The sequence below is a fragment of the Aliivibrio thorii genome, from assembly GCF_057368585.1.
In genome coordinates this window covers 2,374,513-2,399,409 of record NZ_CM170654.1, presented here as the reverse complement: position 1 = coordinate 2,399,409, position 24,897 = coordinate 2,374,513, and the positions used below count along the sequence as shown (strand labels likewise).

Here is a 24,897-nt window from a genome sequence, read left to right as displayed (position 1 = left end):
AGAAAAGACAGAGCAACCAAAAAACTTTAATTGAAGAGTTTGATCATGGCTCAGATTGAACGCTGGCGGCAGGCCTAACACATGCAAGTCGAGCGGTAACAGGAATTAGCTTGCTAATTCGCTGACGAGCGGCGGACGGGTGAGTAATGCCTGGGAATATGCCTTAGTGTGGGGGATAACTATTGGAAACGATAGCTAATACCGCATAATGTCTTCGGACCAAAGAGGGGGATCTTCGGACCTCTCGCGCTAAGATTAGCCCAGGTGAGATTAGCTTGTTGGTGAGGTAAGAGCTCACCAAGGCGACGATCTCTAGCTGGTCTGAGAGGATGATCAGCCACACTGGAACTGAGACACGGTCCAGACTCCTACGGGAGGCAGCAGTGGGGAATATTGCACAATGGGCGAAAGCCTGATGCAGCCATGCCGCGTGTATGAAGAAGGCCTTCGGGTTGTAAAGTACTTTCAGTCGTGAGGAAGGGTGTGTAGTTAATAGCTGCACATCTTGACGTTAGCGACAGAAGAAGCACCGGCTAACTCCGTGCCAGCAGCCGCGGTAATACGGAGGGTGCGAGCGTTAATCGGAATTACTGGGCGTAAAGCGCATGCAGGTGGTTCATTAAGTCAGATGTGAAAGCCCGGGGCTCAACCTCGGAACCGCATTTGAAACTGGTGAACTAGAGTGCTGTAGAGGGGGGTAGAATTTCAGGTGTAGCGGTGAAATGCGTAGAGATCTGAAGGAATACCAGTGGCGAAGGCGACCCCCTGGACAGGCACTGACACTCAGATGCGAAAGCGTGGGGAGCAAACAGGATTAGATACCCTGGTAGTCCACGCCGTAAACGATGTCTACTTGGAGGTTGTGGCCTTGAGCCGTGGCTTTCGGAGCTAACGCGTTAAGTAGACCGCCTGGGGAGTACGGTCGCAAGATTAAAACTCAAATGAATTGACGGGGGCCCGCACAAGCGGTGGAGCATGTGGTTTAATTCGATGCAACGCGAAGAACCTTACCTACTCTTGACATCTACAGAATTCGCTAGAGATAGCTTAGTGCCTTCGGGAACTGTAAGACAGGTGCTGCATGGCTGTCGTCAGCTCGTGTTGTGAAATGTTGGGTTAAGTCCCGCAACGAGCGCAACCCTTATCCTTGTTTGCCAGCACGTAATGGTGGGAACTCCAGGGAGACTGCCGGTGATAAACCGGAGGAAGGTGGGGACGACGTCAAGTCATCATGGCCCTTACGAGTAGGGCTACACACGTGCTACAATGGCGCATACAGAGGGCTGCAAGCTAGCGATAGTGAGCGAATCCCAAAAAGTGCGTCGTAGTCCGGATCGGAGTCTGCAACTCGACTCCGTGAAGTCGGAATCGCTAGTAATCGTGAATCAGAATGTCACGGTGAATACGTTCCCGGGCCTTGTACACACCGCCCGTCACACCATGGGAGTGGGCTGCAAAAGAAGTGGGTAGTTTAACCTTCGGGAGGACGCTCACCACTTTGTGGTTCATGACTGGGGTGAAGTCGTAACAAGGTAGCCCTAGGGGAACCTGGGGCTGGATCACCTCCTTAAACGATAGATTACGATTTATGAGTGCTCACACAGATTAATTAGGTTTTAATTTAGAGTATCCAGTGTCCCGTTCGTCTAGAGGCCTAGGACACCGCCCTTTCACGGCGGTAACAGGGGTTCGACTCCCCTACGGGATACCATCTTTAAACGTTCTTTTAGGTAACGCCTTTAAGAGTATTTAAAAATGGTTACACGCATTAGCGTGAAATCGCTCTTTAACAATTTGGAAAGCTGACTGATTTAGCTTAATTTATTTTTACTTTTGAAAAAGTAAAACAAAACAGCTTAGGCTGTAATTAAGTTAAATCAAAATTTAAAAGTTCTTAATATCTTTTGTTTATCTTAGATAAACAAATTAAAAACACATTCAAGTGTTCTTGTATTTTGAATCCGGCGAAAAACCAGAACTCCCTATCTTTTATACAGAGATAGCGACGAGTTCAACCTTGGTTGCTGTTTTGTCTTCATTTTTTAAAAGTGAAAGCAAACGGTCCATACGAAACCTCTTGGGGTTGTATGGTTAAGTGACTAAGCGTACACGGTGGATGCCTTGGCAGTCAGAGGCGATGAAAGACGTATTAACTTGCGATAAGCGTAGATTAGGTAGTAAAAACCATTTGAGTCTACGATTTCTGAATGGGGAAACCCACTAGCATAAGCTAGTATCGCTGCGTGAATACATAGCGCAGCGAGGCAAACCGGGAGAACTGAAACATCTAAGTACCCCGAGGAAGAGAAATCAACCGAGATCCCGAAAGTAGCGGCGAGCGAAATTGGGTTAGCCCTTAAGCTTTTAATGAGACAGGTGAAGCCTCTGGAAAGTGGCGCGATACAAGGTGATAGCCCTGTAACCGACATCTCATCATCAGTGAAAACGAGTAAGGCGGGACACGTGATATCCTGTCTGAATATGGGGGGACCATCCTCCAAGGCTAAATACTACTGACTGACCGATAGTGAACCAGTACCGTGAGGGAAAGGCGAAAAGAACCCCTGTGAGGGGAGTGAAATAGAACCTGAAACCGTGTACGTACAAGCAGTAGGAGCATACTTGTTATGTGACTGCGTACCTTTTGTATAATGGGTCAGCGACTTATATTCAGTGGCAAGGTTAACCGTTTAGGGGAGCCGTAGGGAAACCGAGTCTTAACTGGGCGTTCAGTCTCTGGATATAGACCCGAAACCAAGTGATCTAGCCATGGGCAGGTTGAAGGTTGAGTAACATCAACTGGAGGACCGAACCGACTAATGTTGAAAAATTAGCGGATGACTTGTGGCTAGGGGTGAAAGGCCAATCAAACTTGGAGATAGCTGGTTCTCCCCGAAATCTATTTAGGTAGAGCCTCGGACGAATACTACTGGGGGTAGAGCACTGTTAAGGCTAGGGGGTCATCCCGACTTACCAACCCTTTACAAACTCCGAATACCAGTAAGTACTATCCGGGAGACACACGGCGGGTGCTAACGTCCGTCGTGGAGAGGGAAACAACCCAGACCGCCAGCTAAGGTCCCAAAGTTATAGCTAAGTGGGAAACGATGTGGGAAGGCTCAGACAGCCAGGATGTTGGCTTAGAAGCAGCCATCATTTAAAGAAAGCGTAATAGCTCACTGGTCGAGTCGGCCTGCGCGGAAGATGTAACGGGGCTAAGCTATACACCGAAGCTGCGGCAGTGCAATTTATTGTGCTGGGTAGGGGAGCGTTCTGTAAGCCGTCGAAGGTGTGCTGTAAGGCATGCTGGAGGTATCAGAAGTGCGAATGCTGACATGAGTAACGATAAAGGGGGTGAAAAACCCCCTCGCCGGAAGACCAAGGGTTCCTGTCCAACGTTAATCGGGGCAGGGTAAGTCGACCCCTAAGGCGAGGCTGAAAAGCGTAGTCGATGGGAAACGGGTTAATATTCCCGTACTTCTTATAATTGCGATGGGGGGACGGAGAAGGCTAGGTGGGCTTGGCGACGGTCGTCCAAGTTCAAGTGCGTAGGCTAAGAGTTTAGGTAAATCCGGACTCTTGTTAGGCTGAGACACGATGTCGAGCTACTACGGTAGTGAAGCCATTGATGCCATGCTTCCAGGAAAAGCCTCTAAGCTTCAGATTGTAAGGAATCGTACCCCAAACCGACACAGGTGGTCGAGTAGAGAATACTAAGGCGCTTGAGAGAACTCGGGTGAAGGAACTAGGCAAAATGGTACCGTAACTTCGGGAGAAGGTACGCTCCTAGCGGTGATGAGACTTGCTCTCTAAGCTGCCGGGAGTCGCAGATACCAGGTGGCTGCAACTGTTTATTAAAAACATAGCACTGTGCTAAATCGTAAGATGACGTATACGGTGTGACGCCTGCCCGGTGCTTGAAGGTTAATTGATGGGGTTAGACTTCGGTCGAAGCTCTTGATCGAAGCCCAAGTAAACGGCGGCCGTAACTATAACGGTCCTAAGGTAGCGAAATTCCTTGTCGGGTAAGTTCCGACCTGCACGAATGGCGTAATGATGGCCACGCTGTCTCCACCCGAGACTCAGTGAAATTGAAATCGCTGTGAAGATGCAGTGTACCCGCGGCTAGACGGAAAGACCCCGTGAACCTTTACTACAGCTTGGCACTGAACATTGACCCTACATGTGTAGGATAGGTGGGAGCCTTTGAAACCAGTACGCTAGTATTGGTGGAGGCAATCTTGAAATACCACCCTTGTATGCTTGATGTTCTAACGTTGGCCCCTTATCGGGGTTGCGGACAGTGCCTGGTGGGTAGTTTGACTGGGGCGGTCTCCTCCCAAAGAGTAACGGAGGAGCACGAAGGTGGGCTAATCACGGTTGGACATCGTGAGGTTAGTGCAATGGCATAAGCCCGCTTGACTGCGAGAATGACAATTCGAGCAGGTGCGAAAGCAGGTCATAGTGATCCGGTGGTTCTGAATGGAAGGGCCATCGCTCAACGGATAAAAGGTACTCCGGGGATAACAGGCTGATACCGCCCAAGAGTTCATATCGACGGCGGTGTTTGGCACCTCGATGTCGGCTCATCACATCCTGGGGCTGAAGTCGGTCCCAAGGGTATGGCTGTTCGCCATTTAAAGTGGTACGCGAGCTGGGTTTAGAACGTCGTGAGACAGTTCGGTCCCTATCTGCCGTGGGCGTTGGATGATTGAAAGGGGCTGCTCCTAGTACGAGAGGACCGGAGTGGACGAACCTCTGGTGTTCGGGTTGTTACGCCAGTAGCATTGCCCGGTAGCTAAGTTCGGGATCGATAAACGCTGAAAGCATCTAAGCGTGAAGCGAGCCTTGAGATGAGTCATCCCTGATACTTTACGTATCCTAAAGGGTTGTTGGAGACTACGACGTAGATAGGCAGGGTGTGTAAGTGCTGCGAGGCATTGAGCTAACCTGTACTAATTGCCCGTGAGGCTTAACCATACAACACCCAAGGGGTTTTGAACGGATTTGAAGTTGCAAGAAACGTATTGAATGTGATTAAGAACAGCTCTTTATATAGAGAAACAGCTTTCCAGATTATTATTTATCTCTTATTGAGGTAGATAGAAAGAATTTGCTTGGCGACCATAGCGTTATGGACCCACCTGATCCCATGCCGAACTCAGAAGTGAAACGTAATAGCGCCGATGGTAGTGTGGGGTTTCCCCATGTGAGAGTAGGACATCGCCAGGCTCCTATTTATTTTTACTTTTTAATAAAAGTAAAATCAAAAATAGCATTATGCTGAATAGACACTGCGGAGTGGTAGTTCAGTTGGTTAGAATACCGGCCTGTCACGCCGGGGGTCGCGGGTTCGAGTCCCGTCCACTCCGCCACTTATTTATAGACAGAGTTAAGTCTTTAAAATAACTACAGGGGTGTAGCTCCAACTGGCAGAGCAGCGGATTCCAAATCCGCGTGTTGGGAGTTCGAATCTCTCCACCCCTGCCATATTTAAGAAGGCTCATATCGAAAGATATGGGCCTTTTTACTATTTGCAGATTGAGAAAAGAGCAGCGGATTCCCCCACCATAAGAACGCGCGTGTTGGGAGTTCGTGAAAGGTATGGGCGACTTTATATGTCACCTACGTCCTATAATATTACCAACACCCTGAACTATTACCTAAGCCTACACCACCAGCATTTAAAGTTAAAATACCACATCTATCATTATTCTGGCCAAGATCAGGTTGTGGAGTTGCTGTTAAAGTATAAATATTCATACCAGAGTTAGTTAAATTGTAAGAAAGAAGATATCTATTATCATCAACTTTACAGATATGTTCTTGTAGACAAGAACCATTACTTTTATTGATGGTTAGTTCTAGTAGCGCTTGATATTTTTCCTTTGAAGTACTTTCAGTTCTGGTTGAGTAGAGACTCTCTATATGAAGTTGAGTTTTAGTGAGTGCTTCAAGAGCTTCAGTTCTATAGCTTTTTAATACATAGGAAGTATAACTTGGATAAGCTATTGTACTTAGGACTGCAATGATTGAAGTAACAATTAGTAATTCGACTAATGTCACGCCGTGATGAAACTTGCATGTCTTTACTTGGCTAAAAATTCGAATCATTCCGATAACTTATTGAAATAAAATATACCTACTTTTAATCGGTGTTACTCTCTGTAGCAAGATGAAATTTCCATTATGGAATGTTGCAAAGGAAATTGCGAAATGCCTCGCGGGTTTACTCTGTTTGAATTGGTTATAGCTATTGCTGTGCTTTCTACTTTATTGGTAGCAGCAGGGCCTAGTTTTTCACATCTGTTAGAAAATCAAAGTATGAAGAGGTTTGCAGGTGAAGTTGAAGGTTTTTTTATTCAAGCAAAATCAGAGGCTGTATTACAAAATAAAGAATTAAAATTATTTTATCTTAATGAATCTACAGATTGGATTATATCTTTAAACCCCGTAGGTAGTACCGCAACAACAATTTCAGGCATAAAATTAACCTCTTTATCTTATATTGATTCAATAAATCATCCTAATATAAAAATCTCCTCGAGTGTGTCATCAATTATTTTTGATTCAGTTAGGGCAACTCCTAACTTATCAAGAAGTTTCTATTTTTATAAAGATAATGGTAAGCAATTAAAGCTATCAACTCATAATATTACAGGGCGTATTAAATTATGTGGAAATGGAGGTACTTTTTATGGTTACAAGGAGTGTTAATCATAAACAATCAGGTGCATCTTTAATTGAACTTCTTGTTGCATCAAGTCTTGGTTTAATTGCTTTAATGTTAATTGGTAATGTTTTTGTTGAGGGACAAAAAATATCAGCAAATAGAAGTCAAAAGTTATTATTAATTCAAGACTTAAATGATGCATTACGTTTTATAAAAGAAGAGAGTCAGAGGGCTGGTTATAGTCGTTCCGGTTCTTATTCTGAAATATTGTCAGGAGCGAATGATGTTATTCATATATCAGGTGCTCAGCTAAGTTTTATTTATCAATCTGAATCAGGTTCACCTTCTGAGTGGCGCTTTGCTCGTTTTAAATATGAATCTGAAACATTAAAAATATGCTCAAGGAAAAATATGTCATTTATCCCTGATATATATTTTTCACCACAATGTTTGTCACTTGTTGATAATAATCTTATTAAAGTAACTGATTTTACATTGAACTATACAGCACTTGGTAGTTCTGTAAGTTCTGCATATTTATCTATATTAACAACCGCAGAATTAAAGAATACAACTCATCAGTATTCTTCTGAGATCAACATTAAGCAAAGGAATTGGAAATAATGAAAAACCAAAAAGGTGCAATTACCCTTCTTGTTTCTAGTTTCATTTTAATGGCGTCACTGATTTTTTCTTTAGGGAGTTATAAGCATATTTTTTATCAGATAAAGCGAGCTCAAAATGAAGTCGAGGCGAGAAAAGGATACTGGGCAGCAGAAGGTGGTGTTGAATGTGCATTTACCAAGGTATCGACGATAGGATCGGTTCCTAGCACACCAATTCCTGAGTGTGCGTCTTTAGAGCTAACTGATTTGCAGATTACACAAGGGATGAATTATCAAATTAAAGCAGATAAATTATCACAAATCGTAAAAAAAGATTTTACAATCGGAGGTTCTGGTGGGGATGGTGCTATTCAATCTGCTTCTAATTTATATTTTTATTCAAGTATTCTTTTTACATCTCCTGACCCTGTAAGATTGGGGGCAGATGGATGGGAGTGCGTAGCTGTAAGATATAAAGATAAAATTGGTGCTTTTGGTACAGTTAAAAATGCAGGGGTAAATCATAGCATTAAACCTAGTAGTGATTTTGATAATCAAGGTAAAGATTGTAGTCCTGAACATAAAACAAACTCAGCAGCGGGTAGTTCTAATTTTAAATCTGATTTTTTAAAAGATGATAAAATATCACCGTTTAAAGATCTATTTGGTATAGAACCAAGTGACCACAACACGATTCGAGACAATGAAAAGTTCGATATTTTGTATGGTTCAGGGAGTGAGAATGATAAACGTTTATCTGAATGTGGTACCAAATTAAAAAATAGACTTAATGCAGGTGAAGCATATATTTGGGTTGAAGGTAGTTGTGAAATTACTTCGGCGCAATATAAAGGTTTTTCAGAGGCTATGAATAATAGTTTGAATGGAGCTTTTATTGTTATTCATGACGGTTCTTTATCAATAATGGGGGCTCCTTCTGGTGCGATTGCTAAAGATATGAAAGGTGTTATTTTTCATTTTAATCATGATTATTCAGTTCCTACTGATGGGAGTAATTGGGATGGGAGTGATGCATATAGTAAGTTATATCCTCATGGAGGAAAGCCTAACTCATTATATCCATCAGAATTCTTATCTACGGCCTCTTTTTATCAGCATGGTGCATTTACTCTGTTAGGCGGGCAATTTTTTGATACGAAAGATCAATCTGCTATTTTTTATACTAGTTCAAATTTTAAATATAACAGTGATATTGTAAATGAGTTAGTTTCAGGTCTTGTACAACCACGCTGGGTAAAAGGATCTTGGCATGATTTCTAAACAAAATGGATTTAGTTTACTTGAAGTCCTTATTTCATTTGTATTGCTGGTTGTCGGTGTTATGGGGCTGATTAAACTACAAGTTTACGTTGATAAAAAATCAGAATATGCAGCAAATAGTATTCAAGCATTGTATGCGGCGGAATCTAAACTTGAATATTTTAGGACTCGTTCAATAGATGGTGAAGATGGGACAATTAAGTTTAAGACGATAGTTGCTCAAGCTACACCAGAGGTTATTAATGGCTATAAAGTTAGTTGGAATGTGATTGATAGCATGCCAATTGTTGTTTCGGGTGCAAATGTAACTACACTAAAAGAAATTAATATTAAAGCTGAGTGGAGTGACAGATGGAATGAAGTTCAAGAAGTTACTTTGCAAACAATGATATCAAGATACAGTGAATTTTATTAGGTTCAAACATTTGCTTGAACCTAATTTATTATAAATCATCCAACAAAAGGCAACATAGCACCTACGACAATAAAGAAACTCACCAAACCTACAATCGGTAGTTTAAGTACTTTCAATAATGCAAAGCCAATAATAACTAATGCTATATCTAGCCCTGAGCCTACAGCACTTGTAAATACAGGGTCATACAGTGCTGCGATTAGTAAACCGACGACAGAAGCATTAATTCCCGTTATAGCCCCTGCTAATGCTGGTTTTTGAGCTAGAACCTGCCAATGACTAAATACTCCAAGTACTAATAAAAAACCCGGTAAGAAGATAGCTACCGTTGCAATTAAAGCACCAAGAACAGGTTGCTCACTCCATAGTTCGTAACCTAAGAAAGTAGCAAAGGTAAACATTGGACCAGGAACTGCTTGTGCAGCAGCATAGCCAGTTAAAAAGCTGTCAGTGCTAATTTGGTCGCCAACAATATTTTGCAGTAATGGAAGTACTACGTGACCGCCGCCAAAGACTAAACTACCGGCTTGGAAGAAATCAGAAAAAAGCACAAGCAGAGGTGAATGATTAACAATAGCCGGTAAAGCAAAGAAACAAAGAGCAAAGATAACGAGTGGTATCCAATTAATACCTTTTGATTCCTTTTTAATTTCTGTTACTTGGTCTGATTTTAGATAAATTCGACCAACGATAGCGGCAATTAATAAGGCCATTAATTGAGTGCTTATTGAAGGAATAATTAATAACAAGCTCGCCGTCATAATACATAAAAGTACGGTAATTTTGTCCTTACAAAAACTTTTATACATTCCCATGATTGCATCAGCAACGACAACAACGGCTAATAATTTTAATCCATGAATGATGCCTTCAAAGACGTCATAACCAAAGAATGAATGGCTTATGTTTGCTAATAAGACCATGATAAGAATAGAGGGCAATGTAAAACCAATTGATGCGAGTAGAGCGCCAAAGAGTCCCTTACGATGATAACCCAAAGCAAAGCCTACTTGGCTTGAACCTGGACCAGGTAAGAACTGGCTTAAAGCGATCAGTTGCGCGTACTCTTCTTCACTTATCCAACCTCGCTTTTGAACAAATTCATTGCGGAAGTAACCGATATGAGCGGCAGGCCCACCGAAGCTAACCCAACCTAATAAAAAAAATCGCTTAAATATTTCAAACATAATCTACTCAACTTTTGACGTATCATCCAAATTCGGACATTCCATTTTGATGGGATAAAGATTACGAGTTACTATCCAATTATTCAAATCGATTAAATTACTACTAACTATGAATGAAATTAATTGGAAGGCGGTGGATCTCAATTTATTGGTCGTTTTTAGCGCATTAATGGAAACAAAAAGTGTTTCATTAGCGGCAAATAAATTATTTGTTGGGCAATCAGCGATGAGCCATAGCCTTGCTCGTTTACGTGAATTATTAAATGATCCTTTGTTTGAGCGACAAGGGCATAAAATGATCCCAACAGCTAAAGCTAATCAGCTCTATCCAATGATCACTCAGGTATTACAGACAATCTCAGGGGATATTTTAAAAGTAGATACATTTGAAGTGAGTGAATTTACTGGTACGTTTAAAATCGGAATGACGGATTACGCAGAGCTTCTTTTTGCCGCTGATATATTTGATGCCATTCATCAATTAGCACCAAATGCACAGCTCTGTTTCACCACAGTAGATAAAGCCAATTATCAAGATAGATTTGATTCTGAGCCACTTGATTTAGTGATTGGTAGCATGAAGCCTGAGCAAAAAGAATTTCAATATCAAACATTATATACAGAAAAACATGTATGCATGTGGGATGGACAGCGGCACCCGTTTAGCACGCCAATCAGCCTTGATGATTATATTTCTTTGCCTCACGCATTAGTCAGCCCTGATGGAGCATTAAAAACAGGGGTAGATAAAGAGTTAAAAGCGTTAGGTGTGAATCGTGCTGTTAGCGTGGCATCTAAACATTTTTTAACTATCAGACATTTAATGAAAAAAAGAGATTTAATTTGTGTGGTGCCTGAGTTGATGGCTCAATTAGATCTTTTCTCTGAAAAATTAGCGCACTCCGAGCCTCCAATTAATGTAGGTGAGTTTGATATTCAATTGATTTGGCAGACAAGAAATAAAGAAAATAAACGCTATCAATGGCTCAAAGAACTACTCATTCAAACCATTGAAAAAAGCGTTTCTACTTATAGAGTTTAATGTTCGATTATTATTTGGATTTAATGTTTATCGCCCAAAAGCGTCTTTAATTTTTTCATCTGTTCTATATTGGCTTAGCGCATAAACCGACCAAATAGCGGCAGGGATCCAACCGATTAAGGTTATTTGTAAGATAAGACAAATGATGCCGCTAAATGGACGACCTATAGTAAAAAACTGTAACCAAGGCAGTAATAAAGCAAGTAATAGTCTCATTGAGTTTCCTATATAAATAAAAAATGGCCAGCAACTATTTAGTTACTGGCCATAATACTATCTTGGTCTTTATGAATAGAGCATGAATATACTCAGGCCATTAGACTAAAAATTAGTTATTGCTGTGCAATTCGCTATTTAGTTCAACCGCAGATTTATTCGTTAAACATTCGATTTGACCAGTGATAGAGTTGCGACGGAATAGAAGGTCTGTTTTACCAGCAAGATCACGAGCTTTCGCAATTTCAACTTCTTTGCCTTGATTATCTAACATGCTTACTTTTGTGCCAGCAGTAACATATAGGCCTGATTCAATCGTACAACGATCACCCATTGGGAAACCAAGACCGGCATTAGCACCAAGTAGACAGTTCTCACCAATAGAGATAACCATCTTACCGCCACCAGAAAGTGTGCCCATGATAGAAGCACCACCGCCGATATCTGAACCATTGCCAACAACAACACCCGCAGAAATACGACCCTCAACCATGCTAACACCCGTAGTACCAGCGTTAAAGTTGATGAAACCTTCGTGCATAACTGTTGTGCCTTCACCTACATGAGCACCTAGGCGAACACGTGAAGTATCAGCAATACGAACACCAGTAGGAACCACGTAATCCACCATTTTAGGGAATTTATCAACGCAATCTACAGTTAGTGTTTCACCAGCTAGGCGAGCTTCGATTTGACGATCAGCAAGTTCAGGTAAATCGATTGGACCTTGGTTAGTCCATGCGATGTTATGCAGAAGACCAAAGATACCATCAAGTACAGTACCGTGTGGTTTAACTAAACGGTTAGAGATAAGTTGAAGTTTTAAGAAACCTTCAGCAACTGATTGAGGTTGCTCATCAGTCGCTAGCACAACAAGAACAAGAGGTTGTTTAGATTGAACTGCTTTTTCTGCAAATGCTGCGTTTGCAATATCGCCGTTTGCGGCAAATGCATTAGCAAGTTCAGTACAAACTTCAGAAGAAATTTCGATAGCTTGGTTGCCTTCAGCATAACCACTTGCTTGAGCAATAGAGTTAACTAGTGCTTCAGAAGGGTTTAATACTGGGTGTGGGAAAAATGCTTCAATGATTTTATTGTCGCGGTTTTTTGTTGCGGTACCAAAGGCAAGAGCAAAATGAGCCATGTAATGATTCTCCATTTCCATATAATTATGAGTATTTAAAAATAAATCTTACTTCACATCATAAAGAGAGTTGCTGTGATATAGAAGGGCGAAAGTAAGAAATATTTACGATGTAGGGAGAAAAAGTGTAAGAAAAGGGGATTAATCGTTAGGGAGTTGAAAATAAAATAGCAGCTCACTAAGCTGCTATTTATATTTTAAAATGTGTTTTTTGTAGAATTAAGCCGCGTCGGACTCTTCGTCTTTTACCGCTTCAATCTTTGCTTTTTTTGGTGCTGGTTTGCGTTTAGCACCAAGAGCAACTAACAGATCTTCTTTATGTTTTGCTAGGTATAAAGACATCTCTTCTTGCTTCGCTTCATCTTCAATTAATTCACTTTCACCAAGAAAAGTAAAAAGTTCATCTGCGATATCAAGCATCTTGTCATAAGCATCGGCTTCCGATTTAGAGGTAAAAGTCATCTTCTCTTCTCCGTTGCGCTCAACTACATATTTGACGATAACAGCCATGGTCGTCTCTCCTATTTAATTAACTGGTGTTTTATACAGTAAGCAGGCTTATGTGTCCACTTAGAGAAACGAAAGTTAGATAGAGTTAACTTTTCTCACAATAAGCGAGGAATTGTTGTAATAAGGGTGTTTGATATTTTTCTTTATGAAGTAGTAACCAGTATTGGCGAGTTAATCGTTTTTCATAAGAAATTTTAACTAGGCGTCTATCATTAATGGCATTTTGTGCTGCGAGTTGAGAAATACATGCTAATCCCATGTTTTCAGAACAACAATTAATGATAGCCTCAGTTGTATGAAGTTGTAATGATTCATGCCAATCATTTAAATTAGCGGCGATATGATTAATAAAATATTCACGGCTACCCGAACCTTCTTCTCGTAGTAACCATGTCGAATGATCTAAATCATCGAGAGATACTTGATTCTTAGTTGCCAAAGGATGAGAAGGGGCGCACACTATATACATATCGTCGCATTGCCACTCAATCATATTTAGTTTGGGATGATGCGCTTTACCCTCAACCAAACCGATATCAAGCTGAAACTCTAGCAGTCGATTAATAATTTGTGCAGTATTTGAAATAAACAGTTGCTGAATATCGCAAGGGTGTTGCTGCTGAAATTGACTGAGTAATACCGGCGCAATGTGATTACCAATGGTGTCACTAGCGCCAATGTTTAATGAACCCGTCAACTGACTATCTGCCGTAAATTGGTGCTCGATAGCCTCTGCTCGTTCTAGTAATTCGTCTGCTAAAGGAAGAAGTTGGCGGCCTTCACTATTTAACACTAATCGATTATTTACACGATCAAAAACTTTGTAACCAAGGTTTTTTTCAAGCTCAGAAAGCGAAAGGCTCACAGCAGGCTTGGTGATAAAAAGTCGCTCTGCTGCTTTAGTCATTGTTTTTTCTTGAGCAATAGCGGTAAATACATTGAGCTGTTTTAGTGAAATTCTCATGACAGGAAGTCCTAATAAATAAACCTTAAGTCGTTTAGTTAATATTAACGTAACCTTAAGTTTATTCAAATTTTATTAATGCTTAGCAAGAAGTAAAATAGCTTCATCGTTAAATAGTAAAGAGAACAATGTCATGCTTAATTACACAAAACAAAAAGTAGCAGGTGCTCCAACGCCAATGGCAGGGTTAGCTCTTGGGATTGCAAGTCTAGGTTGGTGCTGGGAAAATGCATTGCCGCTCAATGGCTATGCGCAATGGATCTCAGCAGCAATCGCTTCAGTATTATTACTGGTATTAGCGATTAAATTTTTATTACACCCAACGGTATTATGGAGTGAACTTGCTCATCCTGTTGTAGGTAGTGTTGCTCCAACTTTTGCTATGGGCACAATGGTGGTATCTAGTAGCATTGGTCATTTTTATCCAGCGGCTGGGGATGCGTTATGGCTTGCTGCAATCGCACTTCATATTATTTTCTTAGTCTCTTTTATTTATCATCGAGCAAAAGATTTTGAATTGCATCATATGGTGCCTAGTTGGTTTGTTCCACCAGTAGGTTTAGTGGTTGCTGATGTTTCTTTTTCAGGTAATCAAGCATTAGCACCTGTCGCACATTGGGTTCTTATGTTTGGTTTGGTTATCTATGCAATCATGCTACCAATTATGATTTATCGTTTAATTTTTAGTCATGAAGTACCGGATGCAGCAAAACCAACCATCGCAATCATGGCGGCACCAGCAAGTTTATCGTTAGCAGGTTATTTAACGGTGACAGCTTCACCATCACCTGTGATTATTGCACTTCTATTTGGTATTGCTGTGTTAATGACAAGCGTAATTTACATGGCTTTCTTTAAATTAATGAGATTACCATTTAGCCCAGGTTATGCTGCATTTACCTTCCCTATGGTGATTGGTGCAACGGCATTATTTAAAACCGCGAACTGGATGCTATCTCAAGGTGTTTCTACTAATTATGTATACCAAGTAAGAACATTGGCGGTAGTTGAGTTAGTGGTTGCTACTTGTGTCGTGAGTTATGTTGCGATTCATTATTTAGCTCATTATCGTCCAATTACTCGCATGGCAAATCGTTTAGTAAGTCCTAAACATGCACATTAATTAATACGCTTTTTTTCTCTTAAAACACATCCAGTTACGTTAAGCTATAGAGACTTTCATTTCTTTATAAGCGAGCTGGGTGTGTTTACTGTTTATCATTCAAATCAACTTGATGTTCTTAAATCACTTGTCGTTGAATTAATTCGTCTTAACCCTCTAGATAACCCATTTGAGCATGAGCAAATCCTCGTTCAAAGCCCGGGCATGTCACAATGGCTTAAAATCGAACTCGCAAAAGAGTTAGGGATTGCGGCTAACCTTACTTTTCCTCTTCCTGCTACTTTTATTTGGGATCTGTTTACCCAGGTTCTTGATGATGTGCCAAAGCGCAGTGCTTTCCATAAAGAAGCGATGACTTGGAAGATAGTGACATTATTACCTGAGTTATTAAAACAAGATGAATTTGCACCTCTACAGCGCTATTTAGAAAATGATGAAAACCAACTTAAGTGCTACCAATTAGCTGCAAAAATTGCCGATATCTTTGACCAATATTTAGTATTTCGCCCAGAGTGGATCCAAAAGTGGGAAGCGGGTGAAGAGGTCGTAGATCTCGAAGGTGAACACCCTTGGCAGTCTATTTTATGGCGAGCGTTATATGATCAAACCTTAGCGCTTGGTCATTCGCCTTATCATCGTGCCAATATGTTTGAACACTTTATTGAAACGTTAGATAACTATTTGCAAACGGGCACCTTGCCAAAAGGGATGCCTAAGCGTTTGTTTGTGGTGGGCATTACTTCACTTCCTCCTCGTTATTTAGATGCGCTTGCGGCGTTAGGTCAGCATATTGATGTGCATTTAATGTTTACCAATCCTTGCCGTTATTACTGGGGAGAAATTCGAGACAGAAAATACCTTGCTCGTTTAGAAGCCCGTAATCGCCTGCAAGTTAAATGGCTAGATGATCATAGTGAGCACATTGGTGATTCCGAACAATTAAAAGGATCGCTTGATGCAAATTTTGAGGATGAATTACATACTTCTGAAGTGGGGAATTCTTTGCTTGCCTCGTGGGGTAAATTAGGCAGAGATAACCTTTGTTTATTATCAGAAATGGAAGCACAGGAGATTGATGCCTTTGTCGATGTTGATAACGATAATCTGCTGCATTCTATCCAATCGGATATTTTAAATCTTGAAGAGCGCAGTCGTGATGACGTGCTTGATAACAGTCAGCATAAACAGCCAATCAGTTCTGATGATCGTTCAATTCTTTTGCATTCATGTCATAGTCCAATGCGAGAGGTTGAGGTTTTACATGATCAGTTATTGGATATGTTTGCTAATGACCCAGACTTAAAACCACGCGATATTATCGTGATGGTGGCAGACATAAATGTCTACAGTGCAGCTATTCAAGCGGTATTTGGAAATGCGGCTTTTGATCGTTATATTCCTTTTGCCATTTCAGACCAAAGTGCCGAGCAAGAAAATCCAGTATTATTGGCTTTTATGAGCTTAATGGCGCTGCCTGAGAACCGTTGTGGTCTTTCTGAATTACTCACTTTACTTGAAGTTCCTGCGGTAATGTCTCGTTTTAAATTCAATGCCGAGCAATTTGAAATTGTGAAACGCTGGGCTGAAGAAACCGGTATTCGCTGGGGATTAGATAACACCACATCTGCACAGTTTGATCTTCCTGAACACAATCAAAACTCTTGGTTATTTGGTATTCAACGCATGTTGCTTGGTTATGCGATGGAGCAAGGTGCTGGGCTATTCGAAGGCATGGCGAGTTACGAACAAGTGCAGGGCATGAATGCGGAAATTGCCGGTAACTTAGCGCAGTTTATTGATCAGCTTTTGACTTATCAGATCATCCTAGGCCAACCGCAAACTATTAGTGCATGGCGAACCACCATCAATCAATTAATGGATGATTTTTTAGATGTTGAATTAGAAGGTGAACTGGTCGTTAAAAGCATTCGAGATCAACTGCAAAAACTGGAAGAAAATCTAGAAGATGCGGGTTTTGATGCGCCAATCTCAGCGCCAATTATTAATAATTATCTGAAAAATAATTTATCTGGCGGTAAAGCGAGTCAACGATTCTTAGCCGGACAAGTTAACTTTTGTACCTTAATGCCAATGCGTTCTATTCCATTTGATGTGGTGTGTTTGCTTGGGATGACGGATGGGTCTTACCCGCGAACCATGCCTGTTGAAGGTTTCGATTTAATGCAAAAACGCATGAAACCGGGTGACCGTTCACGTCGAGATGATGATAGATATCTGTTCTTAGAAGCGCTGCAATCGGCAAATAAAGCGTTTTATTTAAGTTATATTGGGCGTTCAATTCGCGATAACACAGAAAAAGCACCGTCAGTATTAGTCAGTGAGTTACTTGAATATTGCCAACAAGGTTACTGCCTAGAGGGCGATGAATCATTAAACCCTGAAGAATCAGCAGAGCGTTTAGTTAAGCAATTAACCATTGTTCATCCATTAGTCCCGTATAGCCAACAAAGTTTTATTGGTGACAATACAAGTTATGCCAGTGAGTGGTTACCAACTGCAAAACTAGAAGGGGCAGCGGCTCCTGAATTTCAGACTGCACCGTTAGTTTATGCACCAGAAACAAAAGAATTAGATCTCACAGAGCTACAACGTTTTTGGCGTCTACCTGTTGCGTATTTTTTTAACCGTGGCTTGAAAGTCTTTTTTGAAACAGTAGAGAGTCGAGTTGAAGATGATGAGCCGTTTACCATCGATGGTCGTACTGGCTATGGTATGAAATCGGATCTACTGGAGGACTTATTGGCCTATGATGCTCCTAACCAAGTATCTCAAATCAGTCGTGATTTTTATCAGCAGCAAAAAGCCCAAGGCAAATTACCGATTGGTAGTTTTGGTGAGATAGCGGCAGATAAAGAAGTGAACACCGTTAAAGATTTAGTGACCCATATTCAACCATTAACGATGTCACCATTAGACGATCAAGAAGTACGTTTACGCTTTACTTTCCCTCATGGTGAGATGGAATTACAAGGTTGGTTAAAGCAGCGTTATCAGGCAGGAATGTTACGTTATCGTGGTGGTAAAATTCGCTCGCATGAAATTTTAGCCACTTGGATCGATCATCTTTGTTTATGTGCCATGGGCCAGCAGCAATTTACTCACCTATTTGGTACAGATGCGATTTATCACTTTGAAGCGATTGAAACAGAAAAAGCGTACCAACATTTAGAAACCATTTTAAGTCTTTATATTTCGGGTAACTGTGCACCATTGCCTTATTTACCTAAAGCGGCATTAGCAGGGCTCGAAGCGCATGTTGATAAAAAAGGTGTGTGGAATGATGACGAAGAAACGCATCAAAAAGCCCTGAAAAAAATGGCAGATGAATACAATGGCACTCGTTATGCGGGCGAAAATAGCAATGATTATGTAATGCGTATGTGGCCAGAATGGAATGATGAGTTTGGTCAGACTATTTTTGAGAATGCTCAAAAAGTATTGCACGATGCGTTATTGCATAGTGAGAAAGAAAAGCTGTAATCAAAAGAAGAGTTGTTATTGGTAGGAGTAGGGTGGCCGCCAGTAAATCATTTTTAGTGTAGGGCGTTCGCTGTACGGCCACAGGTCAGAGGTTGACCGAATCCTGATTACAAATGCACATTTAATGAGCTCTTTGTAATACCAATTCAGATATGCAGTTGTTCAGATTATTGCGCAGGAAAAATTGATTAAAATAAGGCATAAATTGAAGGAACTAGTGGGTCTAATTACAAAATTTATAACGCAATTATAATCGATTTTAACAAGCAAGAATGAGCGATTGCTTATTTGAGTTGGTATAATTTGGCGCTGAGTGTAACAAAGCTCAAAAAGTGAACCGTGAGAAAGATCTCACATTGATGGCTTTATTAATTTTATTATCGTTGTTCCCAATGAATTACGATATGGATCACACAGATATCTTGTAAAAACAGGATGTTGATGTTTAAAACGGTGATGTTCGATGACGACAATCGCAGCTCCAAATCAATTGAATGCAATGACGTTTCCTTTACATGGGACACGTTTAATTGAAGCTTCAGCCGGTACTGGTAAAACATTTACCATTGCCAGTTTGTATTTACGTTTATTGCTGGGACATGGCGAGGAAAATAGCCGTCATAGTGAAGAGTTAACCGTAGACAGAATATTGGTAGTGACTTTTACTGAGGCAGCAACGGCTGAGTTGAGAGAGCGTATTCGAGCAAAAATTCATGATGCTCGTTTAGCGTTTGCTCGTGCTGTTCATAATAATGATTATAAGAGCGGTGATCCGGTTATTGATCCACTGTTGGCTTCTATTGGTGACCATAAATCAGCTGCACAGATCCTTTTGAATGCCGAACGCAGCATGGATGAAGCCTCAATCTTCACCATTCATGGTTTTTGTCAACGTATGCTAACTCAAAATGCCTTTGAGTCTGGTGCGCAGTTTGAGAGTGAATTTGTTACTGACCAAGCCAAATTAATGCATCAAGTGGCTGCAGATTTTTGGCGTCGCAGTTTTTATCATCTACCAAAAATGGTGGCTGAAAGTGTTTATGATTGTTGGTCAAGTCCATCTGCTTTATTGGGTGATATGGGCAATAGTCTTACCGGTGTCCCAAAGCATTTAACCGTAGAGCCGTTAGAGAGTTCATTAGAAGAATTTTGCCAGCAAGGCATTGCTCGTATTGATGAATTAAAAAAACAGTGGTCAGCACATTGTGCAGATTTTGAAGCCTTGATCTCAGGTTCGGGTGTGGATAAACGCAGCTACACCAAAAAGAATTTACCTAATTGGTTAGAGCAAGTGTCATCGTGGGCCAATAACCCAACCACCTCATTGCAAGTACACGATAAGCTAGAAAAGTTTTCTCAAGAATTATTAATTGAAAAAACCAAAAAGGGCGAAGCTCCAGAACACGCGGTATTTACACTCATTGATGACTTTCTGGCTCAGCCATTAGAAATCAAGCAGCCACTACTATCATTGGCGATTCATCAATGTCGTAAAACTTTACAGCAAGCCAAAGAGCAAAAAAATTGGTTATCGTTTGATGATTTGCTTACTCAATTATCTCAAGCGACAGAAAATCAAGAGAACGCCTTATTGCTAGAAAAAATCCGCGAGCAATATCCAGTCGCTTTGATTGATGAATTCCAAGATACCGATCCGCTGCAATATTCGATTTTTAGTACGCTTTATCAAGATCAGCCACAGTGTGGTTTATTCATGATTGGTGATCCAAAACAAGCGATTTATGCTTTCCGTGGCGCAGATATTTTTACTTATATTCAAGCGCGCCGCCAAGTTGCAGATCATTACACCTTGGATACTAACTGGCGCTCAACCGCAGATATGGTGTCGTCAGTGAACCGTGTTTTTGAACATGGCAAACAGCCTTTTTTGTACGATGACGATATTCCGTTTTACCCAGTAAAATTCAATCCTGTTAATGCCGAGCAAAAATCATGGGCGTTAGAGAATCAAACTCAACCCGCGATGACCTTTTGGTTGCAAGAGAGTAAAGATGGTAACCCGGTAAATAAAACCAGTTATCAGCGTGTGATGGCAGAATCAACCGCTGCACAAATTCAAACTATTTTGACTGGGGCTCAGCAAGGCTCTGCGTATTTACAAAACGGTGAGAAAAAACAAGCCATCAAAGCGGGTGATATTGCGGTTCTGGTTCGTACAGGTAAAGAAGGTAAATTAGTTCGTGAAGCCTTATCAAAACAAGGTATTGCGAGTGTTTATTTATCTAATCGTGATAGCGTATTTTCTTCTCCATTAGCGAAAGATGTGCTGCGTTTATTACAAGCGGCAATGACGCCGACAGATGCAAGGGCGGTTCGCTCAGCATTAGCATCGTCATTATTTGCTTATACTGCCGATCAATTGCATCAGTTTAATGTCGATGAAATGCAGTGGGAGCAAGCGGTTAATGAGTTTCGCGCCTATCGTAAGCATTGGCTACAGCGCGGTATCATGCCGATGTTGCATCAAATCATTACCCAACAAGGTATTTCAGAGCGTTTATTAGCTGAAAATGGCGGTGAACGTCAACTGACTGATTTATTGCATATCGGCGAATTACTGCAACAAACCAGTCAAACTTTAGACAGTGATTATGGTTTATTACGTTGGTTGTCTGAGTCTATTTCAGAACCTAATGGGGATTCAGAAGAGCAGACGGTACGTTTAGAATCAGAGCGTAACTTGGTGCAAATTGTCACTATTCATAAATCTAAAGGGTTGGAATATGACTTAGTCTTTTTGCCTTTTGTTTGCTCATATCGTGCGATAGATAAAAAAGGCGAAGTTAGTTTTTATGATGAAGCCAACCGTTACTCGGTATTGGATTTATTAAAAGAAGACGATTCTGTTGAGAAGGCAGAGAAAGAGCGTTTAGCTGAAGATTTACGTTTGATTTATGTAGCACTAACTCGTGCGGTTTATGCTTGTTATATCGGCATGGCTCCTATCACTAAAGGTATCTCTAAAAAACCACCAACGGGCGTGCATTTATCGGGGTTAGGTTATCTAATTCAACAGGCAGATGAATGTAATGTTGAAGAACTACAAGCGTGTCTTGAAAAGTTGATTGCAGGCAATTCGCCTATGGTGATCCAATCACCTCAAACCATCACCGATGAGCTGTATCAAGAGGTTCAAGATGATCACATTGAGCTGCATGCTAATAAGTTAATTGAACCTGTGAAAAGTAATTGGTGGATGACCAGTTATTCTGGATTAGTAAAGCAAGGTAATCACCATAATGATGCTTCATTAGAGCTTATTAATTTAGATATCGATTCAGCAGAAGATAAAGACGATAAAGAGTTGGATTTAGAGCCTGAACGAACCATATTTACTTTCCCTCGTGGAGCGAGAGCGGGTACGTTTTTACACTCATTGTTTGAAGAGGTTGAATTTACTCAGCCAATTAACAGTGAAGAAAATACGCAAATCATCATTAAGCTACTAGAGAAAGAAAATTACGATGCAGAATGGTTAGAAGTCGTTCAAAACATGATGCAACGAGTGTTGGATTGTCCACTCGATGGTGAGAACTTACGTTTGGCAAGTAAAGGTCCAACTCAACGCTTAGTCGAAATGGAGTTTTTACTTCCTATTAAATTACTGAACTCAAGTTTAGTAAATAAAACCATAGCGAAGCATGATGAAGTATCAGCACGAGCAGGAGAACTTGGCTTCTCGACCGTTAGCGGCATGCTAAAAGGCTTTATCGATTTAGTGTTTGAGCATGAAGGTAAATATTACGTTCTCGATTGGAAATCTAATCATTTGGGAGATGCCCCTGAGTGTTATGGTGGAGAAGCCTTAGTTGAGGCAATGCGAGATCACCGTTATGACTTCCAATACCAGTTATATGCTTTAGCGCTTCATCGATTCTTAAAAAGCCGTATTGCTGATTATGATTACGATACCCACTTTGGTGGTGCGTATTATATTTTCTTGCGTGGTGTTGAAGAGACACATGAAGGACATGATGCAAATTCTAATGGTGTATTTTATTCAAAACCGAGTAAAGCGTTGTTAGAAGAGTTAGAGAAATTGGTAGATGGAGAAACAGTCGATGCTTAAGCAATTACAACACTTAATGGCTCACGGTGTACTTCGCCCATTGGATCTTCAATTTGCTAAATTTATCGCTCAACAAGAAAAAAATAGCGATAAAAATCTCATCATGCTGTTGTCTGCGATTACAAGTCATGAGTTAGGAAAAGGTCACGTCTGTATTGATATTGAGCAGATAGAACAGGGCGATCTTTTTACTCTCCCAGCAAAGTATCGTGATGCGCTATTAGAATTAGTTCCAGAAAGAAGCGCTTGGGCAGAACAATTAATTAATGCATCAACCGTCTCAAATGGTACAGAAGCCAAGCCTTTAGCTTTTGATGGTACTCGCTTGTATTTACAACGCTACTGGGCATTTGAGCAACGTGTGTCTAACCGTATTACTAAAGCGGCGCAAAGTGTGGCGGTAAATCCTCAGCTATCGAATACATTGGATGAGTTGTTTGCTCGTCAGTATCATTTTTTATTTTCAGCATTGAAAAAGTTAGAGAATAATAATCAAGTTTCTCGCCAACAATTAGTGTGCGATATGCTTGATGTTGTTCAATCAGATGATCTTGATTGGCAGGCGATTGATACGGTGTTATTAGCCGCGACTAAATCTTCAGAACTCGAAACGTTAGATCAATTCATTCCAAATAGCCACTGTGTTAATTGGCAAAAAGTAGCAGCAGCTGTGGCGCTAACTCGTCGATTTTCTGTTATTTCTGGTGGTCCAGGTACGGGTAAAACAACCACAGTAACTAAGCTTTTGGCCTCCTTAGTGACGCAAGCTCAGCAGGATAATAAAAATATAGCGATTAAACTGGTTGCGCCAACGGGTAAAGCCGCGGCGCGTTTGACTGAATCCATTGGTCAGGCGGTACAATCCATTGGTTTAGCACCAGAAGTGAAAGAAGCGATCCCGACTGATGCGAGTACACTGCATCGACTGCTTGGCTATATTCCCAATCAAGTGGATTTTCGTCATAACAAATCCAATCCATTACACCTTGATGTATTGGTGGTGGATGAAGCGTCTATGGTCGATTTGCCTATGATGGCTCGATTGCTCGATGCGGTACCTGAACACGCACGTGTTATTTTATTGGGCGATAAAGATCAACTAGCTTCGGTTGAAGCGGGAGCGGTGTTAGGTGATATTTGTCAGTTTACCAAAATGGGTTACAGCCAGAATCAAGCGCAGCAATTATCTCAACTAACTGGCTTTAATCTACCGGCACAATCACATAATAACACCGTTGCAGATAGCTTATGTATGCTGCAAAAGAGTTACCGTTTTGATGCGCGTTCAGGTATTGGACAACTTGCCAAAGCCATTAATGAAGGCAGTAAATTTAAAGTAGAAGCAGTATGGGCCAAAGGGTTCTCAGACATTCGTTTTCATGATTTAAGTAATGATAGCTATAACGCAATGATCACCATGATGGTGAATGGTTACCGCAGTTACTTAGGGCATATCCATGCAGGTGATAAACCTGAAATCGTACTGAAAGCATTTAGCAAAATTCAATTATTATGTGCGATGCGTGAAGGGGATTTTGGTGTGGTTGGATTAAATCAACGTATTGAAAAAGCGCTGAAGAAATCCGATTTAATTCCTCATGGTGATGAAATTTGGTACTCAGGTCGTCCTGTCATGGTGACGCAAAATGATTATGGTGTCGGTTTGTATAACGGTGATATTGGTATTGCGATGCTAGATCCTGTTGATCAGCGTTTACGTGTTTATTTTGATATGCCAGATGGTTCGATTCGTGGTGTGTTACCAAGCCAGTTACCTGAGCATGAAACCGTTTATGCCATGACGATCCATAAATCTCAGGGCTCTGAATTTGAACATACAGTATTGGCGCTACCCGCAGAGTTTAGCCCAATCTTAACGCGTGAGTTAATTTATACAGGTGTGACTCGTGCGAAGAAAAAGCTCGATCTGTTCGCAACAGAAAAAGTGGTGGCTCGAGGGGTAATGATTAAAACTCAGAGAAATAGTGGCTTAACGTCGCTGATGAGTTAAGTGAATGACAGTGGTTGATAACGCAAATATCAACCACTGTATTATTTCATATACGTAATAATGATTTTCTTCTTTAGATCTAGTAAAGAGTGAAGAAATGCTTATAATTGCGCCAATAAAATTCGGAAGGAATGT

The 24,897-nt window shown here is 40.9% G+C and carries 15 protein-coding genes, 3 tRNA genes and 3 rRNA genes; 15 read left to right on the top strand and 6 right to left on the bottom strand.

Translation table 11 applies throughout. The features are described 5' to 3' along the window. Positions 1-27: 27 nt before the first annotated feature. The 6 genes from AC2IP4_RS10900 (at position 28) to AC2IP4_RS10875 (ending at position 5,490) form a co-directional block, all read left to right on the top strand. Positions 28-1,570: ribosomal RNA gene (locus tag AC2IP4_RS10900) — 16S ribosomal RNA — on the top strand. A gap of 65 nt (positions 1,571-1,635) precedes the next feature. Continuing rightward, positions 1,636-1,711: transfer RNA gene (locus tag AC2IP4_RS10895), tRNA-Glu, on the top strand. A gap of 378 nt (positions 1,712-2,089) precedes the next feature. Further along, positions 2,090-4,980: ribosomal RNA gene (locus AC2IP4_RS10890) — 23S ribosomal RNA — on the top strand. A 136-nt stretch (positions 4,981-5,116) separates the two neighbouring features. After that, positions 5,117-5,232, top strand: a 5S ribosomal RNA gene (rrf, locus tag AC2IP4_RS10885). The 16S, 23S and 5S rRNA genes sit together here with 3 tRNA genes alongside, the layout of an rRNA operon. A gap of 66 nt (positions 5,233-5,298) precedes the next feature. After that, positions 5,299-5,375 (top strand) — tRNA-Asp (locus AC2IP4_RS10880). Positions 5,376-5,413: 38 nt separating this feature from the next. Next, a tRNA-Trp gene (locus AC2IP4_RS10875) sits at positions 5,414-5,490 on the top strand. 150 nt (positions 5,491-5,640) lie between these two features. On the opposite strand, the gene AC2IP4_RS10870 is transcribed toward AC2IP4_RS10875, so the two are convergent. Then, entirely contained in the window at positions 5,641-6,114 is a 474-nt protein-coding gene (locus AC2IP4_RS10870; protein WP_486310269.1) for a type IV pilin protein, read from the bottom strand. A 102-nt stretch (positions 6,115-6,216) separates the two neighbouring features. On the opposite strand from AC2IP4_RS10870, the gene AC2IP4_RS10865 reads away from it, so the two are divergent. From AC2IP4_RS10865 to AC2IP4_RS10850, 4 genes are read left to right on the top strand one after another with little or no spacing between them, the layout of a single operon-like run. Further along, complete coding sequence (locus AC2IP4_RS10865; RefSeq protein ID WP_486310268.1) at positions 6,217-6,717, top strand: pilus assembly FimT family protein; 501 nt, start codon at positions 6,217-6,219, stop codon at positions 6,715-6,717. Next, positions 6,698-7,297, top strand: coding sequence for a PilW family protein (locus tag AC2IP4_RS10860; RefSeq protein WP_486310267.1), 600 nt, complete (start codon positions 6,698-6,700; stop codon positions 7,295-7,297). The genes AC2IP4_RS10865 and AC2IP4_RS10860 overlap by 20 nt, the downstream gene beginning before the upstream one ends. After that, positions 7,297-8,559: a hypothetical protein gene (locus AC2IP4_RS10855; protein ID WP_486310266.1), complete on the top strand. Its 1,263-nt coding sequence runs from the start codon at positions 7,297-7,299 to the stop codon at positions 8,557-8,559. The genes AC2IP4_RS10860 and AC2IP4_RS10855 overlap by 1 nt, the downstream gene beginning before the upstream one ends. After that, positions 8,549-8,974 carry a type IV pilus modification PilV family protein gene (locus tag AC2IP4_RS10850; RefSeq protein ID WP_375321853.1) on the top strand — a complete coding sequence of 142 codons (426 nt, stop codon included), beginning with the start codon at positions 8,549-8,551 and terminating at the stop codon, positions 8,972-8,974. Before AC2IP4_RS10855 ends, AC2IP4_RS10850 begins: the two co-directional genes overlap by 11 nt. A gap of 35 nt (positions 8,975-9,009) precedes the next feature. Here the strand turns inward: AC2IP4_RS10850 and chrA are convergent, their stop codons facing one another. Then, positions 9,010-10,161 (bottom strand): chromate efflux transporter, encoded by a 1,152-nt coding sequence (gene chrA, locus AC2IP4_RS10845; RefSeq protein WP_486310265.1) that lies wholly within the window; start codon positions 10,159-10,161, stop codon positions 9,010-9,012. Positions 10,162-10,270: 109 nt separating this feature from the next. On the opposite strand from chrA, the gene AC2IP4_RS10840 reads away from it, so the two are divergent. Further along, positions 10,271-11,203, top strand: a complete 933-nt coding sequence (locus AC2IP4_RS10840) for a LysR family transcriptional regulator (RefSeq protein WP_486310264.1) — start codon at positions 10,271-10,273, stop codon at positions 11,201-11,203. Positions 11,204-11,230: 27 nt separating this feature from the next. Here the strand turns inward: AC2IP4_RS10840 and AC2IP4_RS10835 are convergent, their stop codons facing one another. From AC2IP4_RS10835 to AC2IP4_RS10820, 4 genes are all read right to left on the bottom strand, one after another. Next, a complete protein-coding gene (locus AC2IP4_RS10835; protein ID WP_045101342.1) occupies positions 11,231-11,419 on the bottom strand; it encodes a YqaE/Pmp3 family membrane protein in 189 nt (62 codons plus the stop codon). Positions 11,420-11,531: 112 nt separating this feature from the next. Next, complete coding sequence (gene dapD, locus AC2IP4_RS10830) at positions 11,532-12,563, bottom strand: 2,3,4,5-tetrahydropyridine-2,6-dicarboxylate N-succinyltransferase (protein ID WP_130047290.1); 1,032 nt, start codon at positions 12,561-12,563, stop codon at positions 11,532-11,534. Positions 12,564-12,782: 219 nt separating this feature from the next. Then, positions 12,783-13,073 (bottom strand): YebG family protein, encoded by a 291-nt coding sequence (locus tag AC2IP4_RS10825; RefSeq protein ID WP_130088082.1) that lies wholly within the window; start codon positions 13,071-13,073, stop codon positions 12,783-12,785. An 85-nt stretch (positions 13,074-13,158) separates the two neighbouring features. Further along, positions 13,159-14,037: a LysR substrate-binding domain-containing protein gene (locus AC2IP4_RS10820; RefSeq protein ID WP_486310263.1), complete on the bottom strand. Its 879-nt coding sequence runs from the start codon at positions 14,035-14,037 to the stop codon at positions 13,159-13,161. Between the two features lie 133 nt (positions 14,038-14,170). Here AC2IP4_RS10820 and AC2IP4_RS10815 point away from each other — a divergent pair, with 133 nt between their 5' ends. The 4 genes from AC2IP4_RS10815 to recD all read left to right on the top strand — a co-directional run bounded on the left by AC2IP4_RS10815 (position 14,171) and on the right by recD (position 24,762). Then, positions 14,171-15,160 (top strand): TDT family transporter, encoded by a 990-nt coding sequence (locus AC2IP4_RS10815; RefSeq protein ID WP_486310262.1) that lies wholly within the window; start codon positions 14,171-14,173, stop codon positions 15,158-15,160. An 81-nt stretch (positions 15,161-15,241) separates the two neighbouring features. Continuing rightward, complete coding sequence (gene recC, locus AC2IP4_RS10810; RefSeq protein ID WP_486310261.1) at positions 15,242-18,661, top strand: exodeoxyribonuclease V subunit gamma; 3,420 nt, start codon at positions 15,242-15,244, stop codon at positions 18,659-18,661. Positions 18,662-19,124: 463 nt separating this feature from the next. Further along, the gene (gene recB, locus AC2IP4_RS10805; RefSeq protein WP_486310260.1) at positions 19,125-22,751 is read left to right on the top strand and encodes an exodeoxyribonuclease V subunit beta; all 3,627 of its coding nucleotides are present in this window, start codon (positions 19,125-19,127) and stop codon (positions 22,749-22,751) included. Further along, complete coding sequence (gene recD, locus AC2IP4_RS10800) at positions 22,744-24,762, top strand: exodeoxyribonuclease V subunit alpha (RefSeq protein ID WP_486310259.1); 2,019 nt, start codon at positions 22,744-22,746, stop codon at positions 24,760-24,762. Before recB ends, recD begins: the two co-directional genes overlap by 8 nt. Positions 24,763-24,897 lie beyond the last annotated feature (135 nt).

Excerpts from the sequence above, each read along its gene's own strand:
- AC2IP4_RS10870 (WP_486310269.1), bottom strand. The coding sequence starts at position 6,114 with ATGATTCGAATTTTTAGCCAAGTAAAGACATGCAAGTTTCATCACGGC.
- AC2IP4_RS10865 (WP_486310268.1), top strand. The coding sequence starts at position 6,217 with ATGCCTCGCGGGTTTACTCTGTTTGAATTGGTTATAGCTATTGCTGTG.
- AC2IP4_RS10860 (WP_486310267.1), top strand. The coding sequence starts at position 6,698 with ATGGTTACAAGGAGTGTTAATCATAAACAATCAGGTGCATCTTTAATT.
- AC2IP4_RS10855 (WP_486310266.1), top strand. The coding sequence starts at position 7,297 with ATGAAAAACCAAAAAGGTGCAATTACCCTTCTTGTTTCTAGTTTCATT.
- AC2IP4_RS10850 (WP_375321853.1), top strand. The coding sequence starts at position 8,549 with ATGATTTCTAAACAAAATGGATTTAGTTTACTTGAAGTCCTTATTTCA.
- chrA (WP_486310265.1), bottom strand. The coding sequence starts at position 10,161 with ATGTTTGAAATATTTAAGCGATTTTTTTTATTAGGTTGGGTTAGCTTC.
- AC2IP4_RS10840 (WP_486310264.1), top strand. The coding sequence starts at position 10,271 with ATGAATGAAATTAATTGGAAGGCGGTGGATCTCAATTTATTGGTCGTT.
- AC2IP4_RS10835 (WP_045101342.1), bottom strand. The coding sequence starts at position 11,419 with ATGAGACTATTACTTGCTTTATTACTGCCTTGGTTACAGTTTTTTACT.
- dapD (WP_130047290.1), bottom strand. The coding sequence starts at position 12,563 with ATGGCTCATTTTGCTCTTGCCTTTGGTACCGCAACAAAAAACCGCGAC.
- AC2IP4_RS10825 (WP_130088082.1), bottom strand. The coding sequence starts at position 13,073 with ATGGCTGTTATCGTCAAATATGTAGTTGAGCGCAACGGAGAAGAGAAG.
- AC2IP4_RS10820 (WP_486310263.1), bottom strand. The coding sequence starts at position 14,037 with ATGAGAATTTCACTAAAACAGCTCAATGTATTTACCGCTATTGCTCAA.
- AC2IP4_RS10815 (WP_486310262.1), top strand. The coding sequence starts at position 14,171 with ATGCTTAATTACACAAAACAAAAAGTAGCAGGTGCTCCAACGCCAATG.
- recB (WP_486310260.1), top strand. The coding sequence starts at position 19,125 with ATGACGACAATCGCAGCTCCAAATCAATTGAATGCAATGACGTTTCCT.
- recD (WP_486310259.1), top strand. The coding sequence starts at position 22,744 with ATGCTTAAGCAATTACAACACTTAATGGCTCACGGTGTACTTCGCCCA.